Genomic DNA, 16,107 nt, shown 5'->3' with positions numbered 1-16,107 from the left:
ATGACGCCGTGCCTGGCGACAGCCGTACCGTCCTGCTGCTCTCGACCTCCGACACCGACCTGCTGAGCGCTCGTTCGAGCGGTGCCGCCTACCGGTTGGGCAACCCGGCCCGGCTGCCGGTCGAGGACCTGCCCGCCCTGCTGGAGGGCGTCGACCTGGTCGTGGTACGCCTGCTCGGCGGCCGGCGCGCCTGGGAGGAGGGCCTGGACGCGCTGCTGGCCGGCCCCCGTCCGGTGGTGGTCCTGGGCGGCGAGCAGGCTCCGGACGCCGAGCTGATGGAGCTGTCCACGGTCAGCGGCAAGGTCAGCGGCGGCGTCTGCGCCGAGGCCCACGCCTACCTGGCCCACGGCGGGCCGCCGAACCTGGCCGAACTGCACGCGTTCCTGTCGGACACGGTGCTGCTGACCGGGCGCGGGTTCGCGCCGCCGGAGCCCACGCCCTCCTGGGGGCTGCTGGAGCGCGCGGCACGGCCCGGACAGGGGCCCGGACAGGAGCCCGGACAGGGGCCCGTGATCGGGGTGCTCTACTACCGGGCGCACCACCTGGCGGGCAACACCGCGTTCGTGGAGACGCTCTGCGCGGCCGTCGAGGAGGCGGGCGGGCAGGCGCTGCCGGTGTTCTGCTCCTCCCTGCGCACCGCCGAGCCCGAGCTGCTCGACACGCTGCGCGCCGCCGACGCGCTGGTGGTGACCGTACTGGCGGCGGGCGGCTCGCGCCCCGCGACGGCCGGCGCGGGCGGCGACGACGAGGCGTGGGACGTGGGCGCGCTGGCCGCGCTCGACGTGCCGATCCTGCAGGGGCTCTGCCTGACCACCAGCAGGCAGGCATGGGAGGAGAACGACGACGGGCTGTCGCCGCTGGACGCCGCCTCGCAGGTGGCCATCCCGGAGTTCGACGGGCGGATCATCACGGTGCCGTTCTCGTTCAAGGAGATCGACCCCGAGGGGCTGACCGTCTACGTCGCCGACCCCGAGCGGGCCGCCCGGGTGGCGGGCATCGCGGTGCGGCACGGGCTGCTCCGCCACACGCCGCCCGCCGAGCGCCGCCTGGTCGTCATGCTGTCGGCGTACCCGACCAAGCACTCCCGGGTGGGCAACGCGGTCGGCCTGGACACCCCGGCCAGCACCGTCAAGCTGCTGGCCAGGCTCGCCGAGGCCGGCTACGACCTGGGCGAGAGCTTCCCCGGCGTGGCCGAGCAGGACGGCGACGCGCTCATCCACGCGCTGATCGCCGCCGGCGGCCAGGACCAGGACTGGCTGACCGAGGAGCACCTGGCGGGCAATCCGGTGCGCATCTCCGCCGCGTCCTACGAGCGCTGGTACCGGACCCTGCCCGAGGACCTGCGGACGGAGATGGAGCGGCACTGGGGGCCGCCGCCGGGCGAGCTGTTCGTGCACGAGGGCGAGCACGGAAAGGACATCGTGCTGGCGGCGCTGCGGGCCGGGAACCTGGTGGTGATGGTGCAGCCGCCGCGCGGCTTCGGCGAGAACCCGATCGCCATCTACCACGACCCCGAGCTGCCGCCCAGCCACCACTACCTGGCCGCCTACCGCTGGTTGTCGGCGGAGTTCGCCGCGCACGCGATGGTGCACGTGGGCAAGCACGGCAACCTGGAGTGGCTGCCGGGCAAGTCGGCGGGCATGTCCGCCTCGTGCGGCACCGACGCGGCCGTCGGCGACCTGCCGCTGGTCTACCCGTTCCTGGTGAACGACCCGGGCGAGGGCACGCAGGCCAAGCGGCGGGCGCACGCCGTGCTGGTGGACCACCTGGTGCCGCCGATGGCGCGGGCGGAGACGTACGGCGACATCGCCCGGCTGGAGCAGCTGCTCGACGAGCACGCCACGATCGCGGCCATGGACCCGGCCAAGCTGCCCGCGATCCGGGCGCAGATCTGGACGCTGATCCAGGCCGCCCGGCTCGACCACGATCTGGGGCTGGCGGACCGGCCGCACGACAGCGAGTTCGACGACTTCATCCTGCACGTGGACGGCTGGCTGTGCGAGGTCAAGGACGCGCAGATCCGCGACGGCCTGCACGTGCTCGGGCAGGCGCCGGCCGGGCAGGTGCGCGTGGACCTGGTTCTGGCGATGCTGCGCGCCCGGCAGATGTGGTCGGGCCGCGAGACGCTGCCCGGCCTGCGCGAGGCGCTCGGCCTGGCCGAGGACGGCACGGCGGGGCTCGGCAACGTCGACCGGGCCGAGGCGACCGCCCGAGCCCTGGTGGAGGCCATGGAGGAACGCGGCTGGGCGGCGGAGGCGGCGGCGGAGATCACGCGCGAGTTGCCCGGCGAGCGGCGCGACCTGGTGACGCGGGTTCTCGAGTTCGCCGCCACCGAGATGGTCCCGCGCCTGGCCCGCACCACCGACGAGCTCGACCATGTCCTGCACGCCCTGGACGGCGGCTACGTCCCCGCCGGGCCGAGCGGCTCCCCGCTGCGCGGCCTGGTCAACGTGCTGCCGACCGGCCGGAACTTCTACTCCGTCGATCCCCGCGCGATCCCGAGCCGGCTGGCCTGGGAGACCGGCCAGGCCATGGCCGAGTCGCTGCTGGAGCGCTACCGGTCCGACACCGGCGAGTGGCCGCGTTCGGTGGGGCTGTCCGTCTGGGGCACCAGCGCCATGCGGACGGCGGGGGACGACGTGGCCGAGGTGCTGGCCCTGCTCGGCATCCGCCCCGAATGGGACGAGGCCTCGCGGCGGGTCACGTCCCTGGAGCCGATCCCGCTCGCCGAGCTGGGCCGTCCCAGGATCGACGTGACGGTGCGCATCAGCGGGTTCTTCCGCGACGCGTTCCCGCACGTGGTGGCCATGCTCGACGACGCCGTACGGCTGGCCGCCGCCCTGGACGAGCCCGACGAGGACAACTACGTGCGCGCCCACGTGGCCGCGAGCGGCGGCGACGAGCGCCGGGCGACCATGCGCGTCTTCGGGTCGGCGCCGGGCGCGTACGGGGCCGGGCTGCTGCCCCTCATCGACAGCCGCAACTGGCGCGACGACGCCGACCTGGCCGAGGTGTACGCGGTGTGGGGCGGCTTCGCCTACGGCCGCGACCTCGACGGCGTGGCCGCCCGCCCGCAGATGGAGGACGCCTACCGAAGGATCGCGGTGGCCGCCAAGAACGTCGACACCCGCGAGCACGACATCGCCGACTCCGACGACTACTTCCAGTACCACGGCGGCATGATCGCCACCGTCCGCGCGCTGACCGGCCGGGCCCCGGCCGCGTACGTCGGCGACAGCACCCGCCCCGACGCCGTCCGCACCCGCACGCTGTCGGAGGAGACCGCGCGCGTCTTCCGCGCCAGGGTCGTCAACCCGCGCTGGCTGGCCGCGATGCGCCGCCACGGCTACAAGGGGGCCTTCGAGCTGGCCGCCACCGTCGACTACCTGTTCGGCTACGACGCCACGACCGGTGTCGTGGCCGACTGGATGTACGACAAGCTCACCGAGACGTACGTGCTCGACCCGGAGAACCAGGCGTTCATGGCGCAGTCGAACCCCTGGGCGCTGCACGGCATCGCCGAGCGCCTGCTGGAGGCCGCCGAGCGGGGCATGTGGCAGCACCCCGACCCGGAGATCCTGCGCGGCCTGCAGGAGGTCTACCTCAAGACCGAGGGCGACCTGGAGGACGACACCAGCCGCTGAGCCGCCACCGGCTGCCCGGCCCAGTGCAGGTGCAGGTAGGACGCGGTCACCAGGGCGTCGCCGAACCCGTCGGCGCCGTCAGGGGGGCCGCCCTCCCAGCGGAACAACGGCTCGCCGGTGTAGTCGACGGCGGTGCGGTGGAACTCGTGCCCCCGGAAGCGCTCGCCCCGCTCCGTCAGCGGCGAGCGCCTGAGCGCGACCGCGTCCCGGTAGCCGAGCGTCAGCTTCGCCGTCATCCGGGCCCGGCCCGGCACCCGGCCGCACATCCGCTGCCCGTCCAGCTCCTCGCACAGGTAGAGCAGCCCGGCGCACTCGGCGGCGATCGGCCCGCGGAAGGCCGCCACCTGCTCGCGCAGCGGCTCGTTGGCGGCCAACTCGGCGGCGTACACCTCGGGGAAGCCGCCGCCGATCACGAGCGCCGCGGTCCCGTCCGGCAGCCGCTCGTCCCGCAGCGGGTCGAACACCGCGACCTCCGCCCCGGCCGCCCGCAGCAGCTCGACGTGCTCGGCGTAGCCGAACGTGAACGCCGCCCCGCCCGCCACGGCCACCACCGGCCGGTCCTGCCGCTCCACCCGCGCGGGCTCCCAGGGGGTCGCCTCCAGCCGGGGAGCCGAGGCCGCCAGCCGCAGCAGCGCGTCGAGGTCGCACGAGCGGGACACCAGCGCGGCCAGCCGGTCCACCGAGGCCAGCGCCTCGGCCTCGCGCTCGGCGGCGGGCACCAGCCCCAGGTGCCGCGACGGCGTGGAGACGGCGTCGTCGCGGCGGATCGCCCCCAGCACCGGCACCCCTGCGGCGGCCAGCGCGGACCGGCACAGCTCCTCGTGCCGGTCCGAGCCCACCCGGTTCAGCACCACGCCGCCCACCCGCACCTGGGGGTCGAACGTGGCGAACCCGTGCACGACCGCCGCCACCGACCTGCTCTGCCGCGCCGCGTCCACCACCAGCACGACCGGCGCGTCCAGCAGCCGGGCCACGTGGGCGGTCGAGGCGAACTCCGTGTCCCCCTTGCCGTCGAACAGCCCCATCACGCCCTCGACCACCGCCACGTCGCACCCCGCCGCCCCGTGCAGGAACAGCGGCAGCACGCGCTCCTCCCCCACCAGCCACGGGTCCAGGTTGCGGCCGGGACGCCCGGTGGCCAGCGCGTGATAGCCCGGGTCGATGTAGTCGGGGCCCACCTTGTGCGGCGAGACCTTCAGCCCGCGCGCCCGCAGCGCCGCCATCAGCCCTGTGGCCACCGTCGTCTTGCCGCTGCCCGACGACGGCGCGGCGATGACGAGCCGGGGAACTACCACTCGATGCCCTTCTGCCCCTTCTGCCCGGTGTCCATGGGATGGCGAATCTTGCCCATCTCCGTCACCAGATCGGCCACCTCGATCAGCCGCTCGGGCGCGTCCCTGCCGGTGATCACCACGTGCTGGTTGCCGGGCCGCCCGGTGAGCGTGGCCACCACGTCGTCCAGCTCCAGCCAGCCCCACTTCAGCGGGTACGTGAACTCGTCCAGCACGTAGAACCGGTACGTCTCGGCCGCCAGATCCCGCTTGATCTGCTCCCACCCTTCACGGGCGTCGGCCGCGTGATCCTCCTCGGTGCCGGGCCGCTGGATCCACGACCAGCCCTCGCCCATCTTGTGCCAGGTCACCGAGCCGCCCTCGCCCGTCCCCCCGAGCACCTTCAGCGCCCGTTCCTCGCCGATGCGCCACTTGGCCGACTTCACGAACTGGAACACGCCGACCGGCCAGCCCTGGTTCCAGGCCCGCAGCGCCATCCCGAACGCCGCCGTCGACTTGCCCTTGCCGGGGCCGGTGTGCACGATCAGCAGCGGCCGGTTGCGGCGCTGCCTGGTGGTGAGGCCGTCGTCGGGCACGGCGGCGGGCTTTCCCTGCGGCATCGGTCAGACCGCCTTCCGGTGCTCACGCACGACCGACCCGAGGTCGGCCAGCTCATCGAGGGGGACGAGCCGCGCCCGCAGCCGGGCCGCCAGCCGGACCGCCAGGCCGAGCCGCACCGGGCCGCTCTCGCAGTCGACGACCACCGCGGCCGTGCCCTCCAGCAGCGCCGCCGCCCGGTCCACGTCGCCGCCCGCCGTGGCGCGCCCGTCCGTCACCACCACCAGCAGCGGCCGCCGCGCCGGGTCGCGCAGCCGCTCCACGCGCAGCACCTCGGCGGCGCGCACCAGCCCGGCCGCCAGCGGGGTGCGCCCACCGGTCGGCAGCGAGCGCAACCGCGCCGCGCCCGCCTCCACCGACGAGGTCGGCGGCAGCGCGACCACCGCGCCCCGGCCGCGGAAGGTGACCAGGCCGACCTTGTCCCGCCGCTGGTAGGCGTCGAGCAGCAGGCTGAGCACCGCGGTCTTGACCGCGGTCATCCGCCTGCGCGCCGCCATCGAGCCGCTCGCGTCCACCGCGAACAGCACGAGGTTGCCCTCCCTGCCCTCGCGCACCACCTCGCGCAGGTCGTCCTCGCGCAGCACCAGCCCGGGGCCGCGGCGCCCGCGCCGCTGCTGGTGGGGGGCCGCGGCCAGCACCGTCGCCGTCACGTGCAGGTCGCGCACGCGTCCGGCGGGGCGGCGCGCGCCGGTGGCCCGGCCGTGCGGGGTGCGCGAGCGCGACCGCCGTCCCGTCGCGCCCTCGCCGACCCCGGGCACCTCCAGCAACGGCACCCGGTACGGCGCCGCGACCCCGGCCACCCGCCCCTCTCCCGCGTCTCCGGGCGACGCCTGATCGGCCGGCCGCGGGTCATCAGCCTCCGTACCCGCACCCCCGGTCGCCTGTGACGCCACGTCGTCGGAGCTGGGGTACCTGCCATCGGACGGACGGTCCCACCGCCGCGCGCCATCCGGCTCGGGCCCGCGGCCGTCCGGCCCGCCTGCGGGGTCGCCTGCGGGGTCGCCGCCTTCGGAGTCGCCTGCCGGCGGGGCATCGCCTTCGGGGGCGCCGGGTGGCGGGGTGCCGTCTTCGGCCGACGCGGGCGAGCCCTCCGGCCCATCAGGTCCGGAAATATCAGGACCTCCGCCGTCGGGGTCGTCCGGGTCCTCGTCGTCCTGCGACGTCCGCGCCAGCAACTCGTCCAGCAGGGCCTCGTCCAGTCCGGGCGCGTCGAACGGATCGCGCCGCCGCCGGTGCGGCAGCGACAGCCGGGCCGCGGCCCGTACGTCCTCGGTGCTCACCACATCCCTGCCCTGCCAGGCGGCGTGGGCGATGGCGGTGCTCGCCGTCACCAGGTCGGCCCGCAGGCCGTCCACCTCGAACGCCGCGCACACGGTCGCGATCTGCCGCAACCGCGCGTCGGGCAGCCGCACCCCCGGCACCCGGGCGCGGGCCCGGGCGATCCGGCTCGCCAGCGCCGCCTCCTCGGCCGCCCACCTGGCCGCGAACGCGCCCGCGTCCAGGTCGAAGGCGAGCCGCCTGCGCACCACCTCGGCCCGCTCCACCGGGTCCCTGGACGCCTTGACCTCGACCGTCAGCCCGAACCTGTCCAGCAGCTGCGGGCGAAGCTCGCCCTCCTCCGGGTTCATGGTCCCGACCAGCAGGAACCTGGCGGCGTGCCGTACCGACACCGACTCGCGCTCCACATAGCACGTGCCCAGGGCCGCCGCGTCGAGCAGCAGGTCGACGAGGTGGTCGTGGAGGAGGTTCACCTCGTCCACGTAGAGGACGCCGCGGTGGGCGGCGGCCAGCAGGCCGGGTTCGAACGCCTTCACGCCTTCCGTCAGCGCCCGCTCCACGTCCAGCGAGCCGACCAGCCGGTCCTCCGAGGCGCCGACCGGCAGCTCCACCAGCGCTGCCGGACGCTCCACCCCGTGGGCGCCGGGTTCGTGCGGCCCGTCCGGGCATCCGGCGTCGGGCGCGGCCGGATCGCAAACGAACCGGCATCCGGGCACCACGGTCACGGGAGGCAGCTGGGCGGCCAGCGCGCGCACGATGGTCGACTTGGCGGTGCCCTTCTCGCCGCGTACGAGCACGCCGCCCGCCCGCGGGGAGACCGCGTTGAGCACCAGCGCCAGCTTCAGGTCGTCGAGGCCGACGACGGCGCTGAACGGATATGTGACGTTCAAAACAGAACCTTCCGGTTGACATGGGCGACCCGCCAGCCGGCGCGCGTGACGGTCAGCTCGGTGACGGACAGCGGCGCGAGGTCGAACCGGGCGGCGCTCAGCGGGTCCAGCCCGAGCGCGTGGGCGAGCGCCGCCCGGATGGCGCCCGCGTCGCAGACGGCGACGACGCCGGGCTCCGCGCGTACGGACTCCAGCCAGGCGGCGACCCGCTCGGCGTGCGCGGCCAGGCTCTCGCCGCCGTGCGGGGCCGCGTGCGGGTCGGTCAGCCAGCTCGCCAGCGCGTCCGGCTCCTCCCGCGCGACGCGCTCGTACGGCAGGCCGCGCCACCGGCCGCAATCCGCCTCCGCCAGCGCGGGGACGGCACGCGCCGCCAGTCCGGCGGCGGCGGCGGTCTGGCGCGCGGCGACACTGGGAGCCGTGCACGCCACGGCGCCGGCCGCGCTTCCGGCCACGCTTCCGGCCACCGGCCCCGCCACCACCGCACCCGCCGCCTGCCCGGCCGCCCTTGCGGCCACCGTGGAGACCAACACGGAGGCCAAGGTGGAGGCCAGCGCGGCGGCCCTGGTCAGGCCGGCCGCGTCGGCGTCCGCGTCGGCCGCGGGGAAGCAGGCGGCCCGCATCCCCGGCGTGCTTGCGTGCCGGACGAACAACACCCCGCTCAACTCGGCTCGCTCAACTCGGCTCAGCCCGGCGAGGCGGCGGCGCTCGCCGGGTGGGCCGCCGCGCGGCGGGCCGCCCGGTCGCCGACCCAGCCGAACAGCACGCCGAAGGCCGTCCAGAAGACCAGCTGCGTCCCCAGCGACGCAAGCCTGAACTGCCACAACAGCGTGGCGGGGAAGTCCGCGGGCACTTCGTTGACGGTCGGCAGCAGGGTCCACGCCGCGATCACCGGAACCAGGAACGCCGCCACCGCCGCGACCCACCGGGCCCACGGCCCGGCGGTGACCCGGCGCGCGGTGGCCACCGCGATGGCCGTCGCGGCCAGCCCGACGAGGATCGTCACCACGTAGAGCAGGGTGCGGCTGTTGATCGTCTCCGGGTCGCCCACGGCCGGTGGGTTCGCCGGATACTTCACGAACGGCACGAGGATCACCGCCACGAACGCCGTCCCGGCGGCGGCGAGGGCCAGCCCGCCCTCCGACCGGGGGCCGACCCGTCCGCGCAGGCCCGCGTACACGAGGGCGAAGATCCCGCCCACGGCCAGCCCGTACAGGCCCGTGGCCAGGAAGAGCCCGGCCTTCTGCCCCGGCCTGCTGACGAGCTCCTCCTCGCCGTGGTCATGTGCGGATGCTTCCTGGGCGGCGTGGGCCTCCTCCAGCGCGATGGCGCTGTCCACCCCCGGCTCTCCGAAGGCGAAGGCGAAGCCGCCCGCGATCAATCCGGCCAGCAGGCCCAGCAGCAGGCCTCTGACCAGCAGGGTGCGTACCATGTGCGCGCCTCAGTGGCAGGGAACGCCGAGCAGGTGGCGTCCGTCGTGCATGAGTTCGTGCAGGTAGGCACCGGTCTGTGAGATGGCCCCGTTGTCCATCAGCACCAGATAGGCGACCAGCAGCAGCACCGGAACGGCGAGCAGCCACAGCCGCAGACGGGGAAAGGGGATTGCCGAAGGAGTGGACAGACCACTCATACATGCCTCCTCAGGGATGACGCGTCCCAACCAACGAGGTCACGAACCGTCCAAGCGACCTGGCTCCCGGGATCTACGTCCCGGATACAGTGGCGCGTCCGCACCGGCATCTCACCGGATTTCCCTTGGACAATCGTGAAATCTACCGGAATGTATCCCTTCCTCCCGTTCACGTCAACGGATGGGACACCTGGAATGCCGACCTCTAAGCTGTTGCGGCGTTTCTTCCTCCCGATCCGGTTAAGGACTGCCGATGAGACAGCACGTGCGCATCCCGCTGCCGGACGGCGGCTCGCTGGACGCGACGATGACACTGCCGGAGGGCGCCGCGCCCGCGGGTGGGTGGCCGGGCGTGGTGGTCGTGCACGAGATCTACGGCGTCGAGCCGGACCTGCTGGAGGTGGCGGACCTGTTCGCCGAGCACGGGTACGCGGCGATCCTGCCGGACCTCTACAGCCACGGCACCAGGTTCGGGTGCCTGGCGCGGGCCATGCACCAGTTCGTGACGGACAAGCCGGGCCGGCCGGCCGCCGACATCGACGCGACCCGGCGATGGCTGGCCGGCCGCGACGACGTCGACGGCGACCGGCTCGGCGTGATCGGATTCTGCATGGGCGGCGGCTTCGCCCTCGCGTACGCGGCGAGCGCGCCGCCCGGCGTGCGGGCCGCGTCGGTCAACTACGGCACGGTCCCCCGCGACCAGGAGGCGCTGCGGTCGGTGTGCCCGGTCGTGGCCTCCTACGGCGGCCGGGACAAAGGCTTCGGCCCGCACGGCACGCGGCTGCGGGAGCACATGAGTGCGCTCGGCATCGAGCACGACGTCGAGATCTACCCGGACGCCGGGCACTCCTTCATGACCGACGGCCATCACCCCGTGGCGAAGCTCGCCCTGTTCCCGCTGCGCCACGGCCTCGTCCGCGCGGCGGCGGACGACGCGTGGCGGCGCACGTTCGCCTTCTTCGACAGGCACGTCGCGAGCCCCGGGTAGCGCCGAACGGCTCGGGGCCGCCGGCCTCCGCGCGGCCCTGGCCGGCGGCCCCCGTACGTGGCGTGAGCGAGGATCAGACCAGCGGCAGGCGGCGCACGCCGGTCATGGTCGGCACCGGCATGAACTCCACCGGATCCGCCGGATCGGTGCGCAGCGTGCTGAACCGGTCGAGCAGGACATTCAGCGCAATCCGGCCCTCCAGCCGGGCCAAGGGGGCGCCCAGGCAGAAGTGGATGCCGCGGCCGAAGGCGAGATGCGGGTTGGGGTCGCGGCCGGAGTCGAAGACGCCCGGGTCGGTGAACTGGCGGGGATCCCGGTTGGCCGCACCGGGCCAGACCAAGACCGTCTGATCGGCCGGGATCGTCACGCCGCCGAGCTCGGCCTCGCGCATGGTGGTGCGGCCGAGCAGGGCGAACGGCGTGAAGAAGCGGAGGGACTCCTCGATGATCGCCGGGATCGTGGCGCGGTCGGCCCGCGCCTTCTCCTGCTGCTCGGGGAAGGCGTCCAGGGCCAGCACCGTGTTGCCGAGCAGCATCGTCGTGGTGACGTGCCCGGCCAGCAGCAGGACCATCGCGAAGTTGACCACCTGCTCGTCGGGCAGGCGCTCGCCGTCCACCTCGGCCTCGACCAGCTTGGTCAGCAGGTCGGCGCGCGGCTGCCGCCGGCGTTCCGCGGCGTGGCCGGCGAGGTAGGAGGACATCTCCCACCACGCCTTCATCGCGGCCTCCGTGCCCTCGCCCTGTCGTTCGAGGAGCTCGTCGAAGGAGACCTTGGTGTCGCTCCGGAACATCGCGTCGGCCCACTGCTTGAACAGGACGCGATCGCTGCTGGGCACGCCCAGCAGCTCGGCGATGACGATGACCGGGAGCGGATAGGCCAGATCGCGCACGAGCTCCAGCCCACCGCGCTCGCGCGCCGCGTCGAGCAGCTCGTGGGTGACGGCGGCGATCCTCGGCTCGAGGTCCGCGACGACCTTGCGGGTGAAGGCGCTGCTGACCAGCTTGCGCAGCTTGCCGTGCTCCGGCGGGTCGATCTGGGTGATGAAACCCTCCAGCGACATGCCCTTCGGCCTCTGCTCCTCCGGGACCAGGCGAAGGGTGTCGGAGGAGAACGTCGTGGGGTCGCCGAGGACCTCCACCAGCTCGGGGTAGCCGTAGACGTTCCACATCCCGGCGGCCGCGTTGTGCTCGACCGGCCCGCCCGGCCACGGGCCGTGCAGCCAGAAGTGCTGTTGGGGAATGTTGTACCGCTCGACGATGTCAGACATCGCCACTCCCTTGATCGTTGGTTGTGATTTCCCGGTTGAGCGGATCGCGCGACCCGGCAGAGGGCGCGGTGACGCCGTGCCGGGAGTCCCGCGATGAACGGCACGTGCTCCTCGACGATCGTGTGTTCACCCGGAGCCCTGATCGTCGTCTTTCGGCCGCTTGCGATACTCCTCCCAGCGCTGGAGCGACTCCTCCACATCGCGCACGAGGAAGGCGAAGAACTCCCTGGTCTCCTCCACCAGCGCCCGCTGCTCGGCGCGGTCGTCGCCGACGAGCGACAGTCCGAGGCCCAGCGCCTCCGTGATCGGCGGGAGGACGGCCATCTGGCCCCGCAGGACCTGCGCCCATCCGCCGCGAACGACCCGGTAACGGTGCTCACGGCCCGAGGTGGGGACGCGCTCGACCATGCTGGCGGCCTCCAGTTGCCTGGCGACCATGCTGACCATGGTCTTGCTGACGTCGAGCTCGGCGGCCAGATCGGTGAGCGACTGGTCCGGCGGGTCGCAGATCAGCAGCCACGCGTACAGGCGCCCCATCGTCCGCGTCCCGGTGAGACGCTCCATGCCGAGCCCCATCCGGTCGACGAACTCGGTCTCCTTCTGATCCACCTTGCCAACTCCATGAGCATCGTAAAGCACGTACTTGATGAACTATACGTCCGCGCGAGGCTCCGCGCGTTGCCGGGCGTCCGATAATCGAGATACCTTGAACATCCAGATGACGACATCATTTGAATTGAGGAGTGGCATGACCGACGTGCCCGAGGTCGACCTGACCGATCCCGCCGTGCTGGCGGACCCGTTCACCGCGTACACGGGCGCAAGGGAGCAGTCGCCTGTGGCGCGGCTGGTCGCGCCCGGGTTCGGCCCGTTCTGGGCGGTGATCCGGCACGCGGAGGCCAGGGCGATGCTGAGCGATCCCAGACTGGGGACGAACGAGCACAGCTACCGGCGGCCCGACGTGCCGGAGCACTGCCTGCCTTACCTGCGGACCATGTCGGAGATGAACGGCGCCGAGCACGCCCGGCTGCGCCGGCTGGTCGCGCCCGCGTTCACGCGGCGCAGGGCGGTCGAGTTCGGGCCGCGCATCGAGGCGATCGTGGAGCGGCTGCTCGACGAGCTGCCCGCGCAGCCGGACCTGCTGGCGCACTTCGCGGGCCCGCTGCCGATCGAGGTGATCTGCGAGCTGGTCGGCATCCCCGTCGCCGACCGCCCTCGATGGCGCGAGTACGGCGCCGCCGTCGCGGCCGGGCACGGCGAGAGCTTCCGGGACGCCATCCCGCGGATCCTCGAAGGCGCCGAGGCCGCGGTCGCCAGGGGCCGGGCGCAGCCGGGCGAGGACCTGATCTCCGACCTGGCCCGCGTCATGGAGGAGGACGGCGACCGGCTCTCCGAGACCGAGCTGATCACCATGATCTGGACGCTCGTCCTGGCCGGCCAGACGCCCACGAACCTCATCGCCAACGCCGTCGCCGCCCTGCTGTCCCACCCCGCCCAGCTCGCCGCGCTGCGGGCCGATCCCGAGCTCATGCCGCGGGCGGTGGAGGAGCTGATGCGCTGGTGCGGGCCGCAGCTGCTGACCATCCCCCGGTTCGCCACGGAGGACATCGAGATCGGCGGCGTGCCCGTCCCGAAGGGCGTGCCGGTCACCGCCTCGATCGCCGCGGCGAACCGCGACCCACGCGCCTTCGACGAGCCGGACCGGTTCGACCTGCGGCGCGAGGCGTCGGGGCAGCTCGGGTTCGCGCACGGGCCGCACTTCTGCGTCGGCGCCTCGCTGGCCCGCGTGCAGGCCGGGATCGCGATCGGCGCCCTGCTGCGCCGTTTCCCCGGCCTGGCGCTGGCCGGCGAGGTTCGGCACATGCCCGACCCGGGCACCTGGCGCCTGACGTCGCTCCCCGTGACGCTATGAGGGGGTAGGGCGGGTGGGCGATGTACGGCGCGGCCTGCGATCACACGGCGACGTCGGCCGGGGTGCCTCTGGGGAGCCAGCGGAGGCTCTGGCGCAGGGTGGATGAGCGCCTGGCGAGTTCCCGCTCGACGTCCTCGCGGTTCTCCCGGAAGTGCTGCCAGCCCTCGTAGTGAACGGGCAGGACGGTGTGCGGGGTGATCTCCTGGTGCAGGCGGACGGCCTGCTTGGTGGTCATCGTGTAGCGCAGTGGCCCGGTGATGGGGAAGCCGACGCCGCCGAGGTGGAGCAGGATCGTTCCGGGTCGCAGACGGGCGGCCGTGTCGCGGAGCGCGCGATGGTAGACGGTGTCTCCGGTGATCCAGAGCGGTCCGTGGGCCTGCCCCGGCCAGGTGAGGGCGAAGCCGGTGACCTCGCCCACGATCGGCCTGCTGAACGGGGGGCCGTGCCGGCAGGGGGTGGCGGTGATGTCGATGGGCGGGCGCCCGGGAGCTTGCAGGCGGGTCACCTGTCCCGCGCGCAGCCCGCGGGCCGGGCACGGCAGGGAGCGGGCGCCCGAGGCGGTCGTCACGATCGTGGCGGCGGTGGGCAGCAGGGCTCGGCCGGCGTCGTCGAGGTTGTCTCCGTGGTGGACGTGGGTGAGCAGGATCGCGTCGATGGGGGGCAGGTCGGCGGGGGTCAGGGCGGGGCCGGCGAGCTTGCGGGAGGAGGCGCCCCAGCCGAAGGCGTAGGTACGGCCGGGGGGATCGAAGGTCGGGTCGGTCAGCAGGCGCCAGCCCTCGAAGTCGATGAGCACCGTCGGGCCGCCGATGTGCGTGAACCGGACATTCGTCATGAGAACGCTCCCTTCTCGCTCGTATGGTCCCGGGTCCGGCGTGGCGGCACCGCCACGCCGGACCGCTCGCTCAGCCGGCGTGCCTGAGTGCCCAGTCCAGGGCATGGTCGGCGATCTCCTCCCAGTCCTTCTCGGCGGGCATCAGGTGAGAGCGGCCGGGGTATTCGACCACCTCGGTGATGGTGTGGGACTTGTAGTGCCGGGCGTTGGACCGCTGGATCTTGGGCGGCATGAGGTTGTCGTTCTCTCCGGCGATGAACAGCAGCGGCTTGCGCTCGTCGTTGTGGTAGTTCACCCAGTTGTCGTCCTTGCCCGGGTGGATGTTGGCCAGGGCGCTGCCCCAGAAGATGTGCCCGGAGGCGGGGATGTGGTAGCGCTCGTAGGTGGCGCGGGCTTCGTCCTCCGGGAAGGTGTTGGTGAAGGCGTAGCGCCATTGGTCGTACGTGAAGCCGACTGCCTTGTGCCGGTTGGCGGGGTTCTTCAGCACGGGGAAGGTGGCGCGCAGCTGTGACAGGGGGATCACCTGGACACCCTCGGTGGGCGCCGAGTTGATCGCCACGCCGGCGGCGCCGTGGCCGCGATCGAGCAGGATCTGGGTGAACACGCCTCCGGCGGAGTGCCCCATGATGATCGGAGGGGTGTCCAGAGCGCGGATCAGCGTCTCCAGGGAGTCGATGATCTGCGGGACGGTCACCTGCTCGATCGGGGTGGGGTCGGCGTTGAGCGCCTCCACCTCGACCTCGAAGCCGGGGTAGGCCGGGGCCAGGACGCGGAAGCCCTTGGCCTTGTAGCGGGTGATCCAGTGTTCCCAGCTGCGGGGGGTGACCCAGAAGCCGTGGATCAGGACGATCGTGTCGGGTTTCATGTCGGTTCCTTATCGGGTGGCGGCGTAGGCGGACAGGACGACCGCGGTGGCGGCGTCCGGGTGGGACATCATGACGACGTGGGAGGAGCGGATCTCCTTGACCGTGCTTCCTGCGCGCTTGGCCATGAACCGCTGGGCGGCGGGTGGGATCACCTTGTCCTCGGTGGGGATCAGGTACCAGGATGGGATGGTCTTCCAGGCCGGCTCGCCGCTGCCGCCGGACAGGCCGGTGACGCTGCCGGGCCGTTGGGTGACCGCCATCAGCCGGGTCCTGCTCGCGGGCAGGTCGGCGGCGAAGACCTCACGGAACTTCTCGGCCGTGATGTAGCCGTCGGTGCCGCCGACCGTGCCGTCGGGCAGCTTGTAGTCACGGCCCAGCAGCGCGTGACCCAGTTCGCTGCCGGGGAACTGGTCGGCCAGCTTCAGGGCGCTCTCGCCCTTGTCGGGTGCGAAGGCGCCCAGGTAGACCAGCGCCTTGACGTTGTCGTGGCCGCGGGCGGCGTTGGTGATGACGATGCCGCCGTAGGAGTGCCCGACGAGGATCACCGGGCCGGTGATGGTGTCCAGGACGCTGGAGATGTAAGCGGCGTCGCCGGCCACGTCGCGCAGCGGGTTGGCCGGGGCGATCACCGTGAACCCGGCCGCCTGCAGCCGGGCGATCATGTCGTTGAAGCCGGAGGCGTCGGCGAACGCGCCGTGCACGAGGACCACGGTCGGCTTCCCGGTCGTGGCGGCGGTCGTGGCGGTCGTGGCGGTCGCCTGCGCGGCCGAGGCGGGCGCGGCGGTGGCCGTCAGGCCGAGCGTCAAGGTCAGGGCGGCAAGGGCGAGGCTCAGCCCGCGGCGCGTCTGGGGGCGGGGCTGAGGGCGGACGGTCATGGCGAGTTTCTCCTTCGATGCTCGTGCCGTCGTTGCAGC

The 16,107-nt window shown here is 73.3% G+C and carries 14 protein-coding genes and 1 riboswitch; of the genes, 3 read left to right on the top strand and 11 right to left on the bottom strand.

Annotated elements, in window-relative coordinates; genetic code table 11:
* Positions 1-8 precede the first annotated feature (8 nt).
* Complete coding sequence (gene cobN, locus ACIBQ1_RS52455) at positions 9-3,644, top strand: cobaltochelatase subunit CobN (protein ID WP_397289905.1); 3,636 nt, start codon at positions 9-11, stop codon at positions 3,642-3,644.
* On the opposite strand, the gene ACIBQ1_RS52450 is transcribed toward cobN, so the two are convergent.
* Genes ACIBQ1_RS52450 through ACIBQ1_RS52425 form a run of 6 tightly spaced genes read right to left on the bottom strand, consistent with a single transcriptional unit; the run spans position 3,599 to position 9,328 of the window.
* Positions 3,599-4,939 carry a cobyrinate a,c-diamide synthase gene (locus ACIBQ1_RS52450; protein WP_397289903.1) on the bottom strand — a complete coding sequence of 447 codons (1,341 nt, stop codon included), beginning with the start codon at positions 4,937-4,939 and terminating at the stop codon, positions 3,599-3,601. The genes cobN and ACIBQ1_RS52450 overlap by 46 nt on opposite strands.
* Positions 4,933-5,535, bottom strand: a complete 603-nt coding sequence (gene cobO / locus ACIBQ1_RS52445) for a cob(I)yrinic acid a,c-diamide adenosyltransferase (protein ID WP_397289901.1) — start codon at positions 5,533-5,535, stop codon at positions 4,933-4,935. The genes ACIBQ1_RS52450 and cobO overlap by 7 nt, the downstream gene beginning before the upstream one ends.
* 3 nt (positions 5,536-5,538) lie before the next feature.
* Complete coding sequence (locus ACIBQ1_RS52440; protein WP_397289899.1) at positions 5,539-7,701, bottom strand: VWA domain-containing protein; 2,163 nt, start codon at positions 7,699-7,701, stop codon at positions 5,539-5,541.
* The gene (locus ACIBQ1_RS52435) at positions 7,698-8,354 is read right to left on the bottom strand and encodes a histidine phosphatase family protein (protein ID WP_397290017.1); all 657 of its coding nucleotides are present in this window, start codon (positions 8,352-8,354) and stop codon (positions 7,698-7,700) included. The genes ACIBQ1_RS52440 and ACIBQ1_RS52435 overlap by 4 nt, the downstream gene beginning before the upstream one ends.
* A 29-nt stretch (positions 8,355-8,383) precedes the next feature.
* Positions 8,384-9,130, bottom strand: a complete 747-nt coding sequence (locus tag ACIBQ1_RS52430) for a CbtA family protein (RefSeq protein WP_397289897.1) — start codon at positions 9,128-9,130, stop codon at positions 8,384-8,386.
* A 9-nt stretch (positions 9,131-9,139) separates the two neighbouring features.
* On the bottom strand, positions 9,140-9,328 hold the full coding sequence (locus ACIBQ1_RS52425) for a CbtB-domain containing protein (RefSeq protein ID WP_192784851.1): 189 nt from the start codon (positions 9,326-9,328) through the stop codon (positions 9,140-9,142).
* Position 9,329: 1 nt separating this feature from the next.
* Positions 9,330-9,478: riboswitch (adenosylcobalamin (AdoCbl) riboswitch) on the bottom strand.
* A 103-nt stretch (positions 9,479-9,581) separates the two neighbouring features.
* Here ACIBQ1_RS52425 and ACIBQ1_RS52420 point away from each other — a divergent pair.
* Entirely contained in the window at positions 9,582-10,316 is a 735-nt protein-coding gene (locus tag ACIBQ1_RS52420) for a dienelactone hydrolase family protein (protein WP_397289895.1), read from the top strand.
* 73 nt (positions 10,317-10,389) lie between these two features.
* Here ACIBQ1_RS52420 and ACIBQ1_RS52415 read toward each other — a convergent pair whose 3' ends face one another.
* Together ACIBQ1_RS52415 and ACIBQ1_RS52410 are read right to left on the bottom strand one after the other, a co-directional pair.
* Positions 10,390-11,583 (bottom strand): cytochrome P450, encoded by a 1,194-nt coding sequence (locus ACIBQ1_RS52415; protein ID WP_397289893.1) that lies wholly within the window; start codon positions 11,581-11,583, stop codon positions 10,390-10,392.
* 126 nt (positions 11,584-11,709) lie between these two features.
* Complete coding sequence (locus ACIBQ1_RS52410) at positions 11,710-12,192, bottom strand: GbsR/MarR family transcriptional regulator (protein WP_397289891.1); 483 nt, start codon at positions 12,190-12,192, stop codon at positions 11,710-11,712.
* Positions 12,193-12,331: 139 nt separating this feature from the next.
* Between ACIBQ1_RS52410 and ACIBQ1_RS52405 the strand changes: the two genes are divergently transcribed.
* Positions 12,332-13,495 (top strand): cytochrome P450, encoded by a 1,164-nt coding sequence (locus tag ACIBQ1_RS52405; RefSeq protein ID WP_397289888.1) that lies wholly within the window; start codon positions 12,332-12,334, stop codon positions 13,493-13,495.
* Between the two features lie 40 nt (positions 13,496-13,535).
* On the opposite strand, the gene ACIBQ1_RS52400 is transcribed toward ACIBQ1_RS52405, so the two are convergent.
* The 3 genes from ACIBQ1_RS52400 to ACIBQ1_RS52390 form a co-directional block, all read right to left on the bottom strand.
* Complete coding sequence (locus tag ACIBQ1_RS52400; protein WP_397289887.1) at positions 13,536-14,327, bottom strand: MBL fold metallo-hydrolase; 792 nt, start codon at positions 14,325-14,327, stop codon at positions 13,536-13,538.
* A 70-nt stretch (positions 14,328-14,397) separates the two neighbouring features.
* Entirely contained in the window at positions 14,398-15,192 is a 795-nt protein-coding gene (locus ACIBQ1_RS52395) for an alpha/beta hydrolase (RefSeq protein ID WP_397289885.1), read from the bottom strand.
* A gap of 9 nt (positions 15,193-15,201) precedes the next feature.
* The gene (locus ACIBQ1_RS52390) at positions 15,202-16,068 is read right to left on the bottom strand and encodes an alpha/beta fold hydrolase (protein WP_397289883.1); all 867 of its coding nucleotides are present in this window, start codon (positions 16,066-16,068) and stop codon (positions 15,202-15,204) included.
* Between the last annotated feature and the right edge of the window lie 39 nt (positions 16,069-16,107).

This window comes from Nonomuraea sp. NPDC050153 (genome assembly GCF_044460125.1).
Lineage (GTDB): Bacteria > Actinomycetota > Actinomycetes > Streptosporangiales > Streptosporangiaceae > Nonomuraea.
This window is presented reverse-complemented; position numbering and strand designations above follow the sequence as displayed.

Excerpts from the sequence above, each read along its gene's own strand:
- cobO (WP_397289901.1), bottom strand. The coding sequence starts at position 5,535 with ATGCCGCAGGGAAAGCCCGCCGCCGTGCCCGACGACGGCCTCACCACC.
- ACIBQ1_RS52430 (WP_397289897.1), bottom strand. The coding sequence starts at position 9,130 with ATGGTACGCACCCTGCTGGTCAGAGGCCTGCTGCTGGGCCTGCTGGCC.
- ACIBQ1_RS52425 (WP_192784851.1), bottom strand. The coding sequence starts at position 9,328 with ATGAGTGGTCTGTCCACTCCTTCGGCAATCCCCTTTCCCCGTCTGCGG.
- ACIBQ1_RS52420 (WP_397289895.1), top strand. The coding sequence starts at position 9,582 with ATGAGACAGCACGTGCGCATCCCGCTGCCGGACGGCGGCTCGCTGGAC.
- ACIBQ1_RS52415 (WP_397289893.1), bottom strand. The coding sequence starts at position 11,583 with ATGTCTGACATCGTCGAGCGGTACAACATTCCCCAACAGCACTTCTGG.
- ACIBQ1_RS52405 (WP_397289888.1), top strand. The coding sequence starts at position 12,332 with ATGACCGACGTGCCCGAGGTCGACCTGACCGATCCCGCCGTGCTGGCG.
- ACIBQ1_RS52400 (WP_397289887.1), bottom strand. The coding sequence starts at position 14,327 with ATGACGAATGTCCGGTTCACGCACATCGGCGGCCCGACGGTGCTCATC.
- ACIBQ1_RS52395 (WP_397289885.1), bottom strand. The coding sequence starts at position 15,192 with ATGAAACCCGACACGATCGTCCTGATCCACGGCTTCTGGGTCACCCCC.
- ACIBQ1_RS52390 (WP_397289883.1), bottom strand. The coding sequence starts at position 16,068 with ATGACCGTCCGCCCTCAGCCCCGCCCCCAGACGCGCCGCGGGCTGAGC.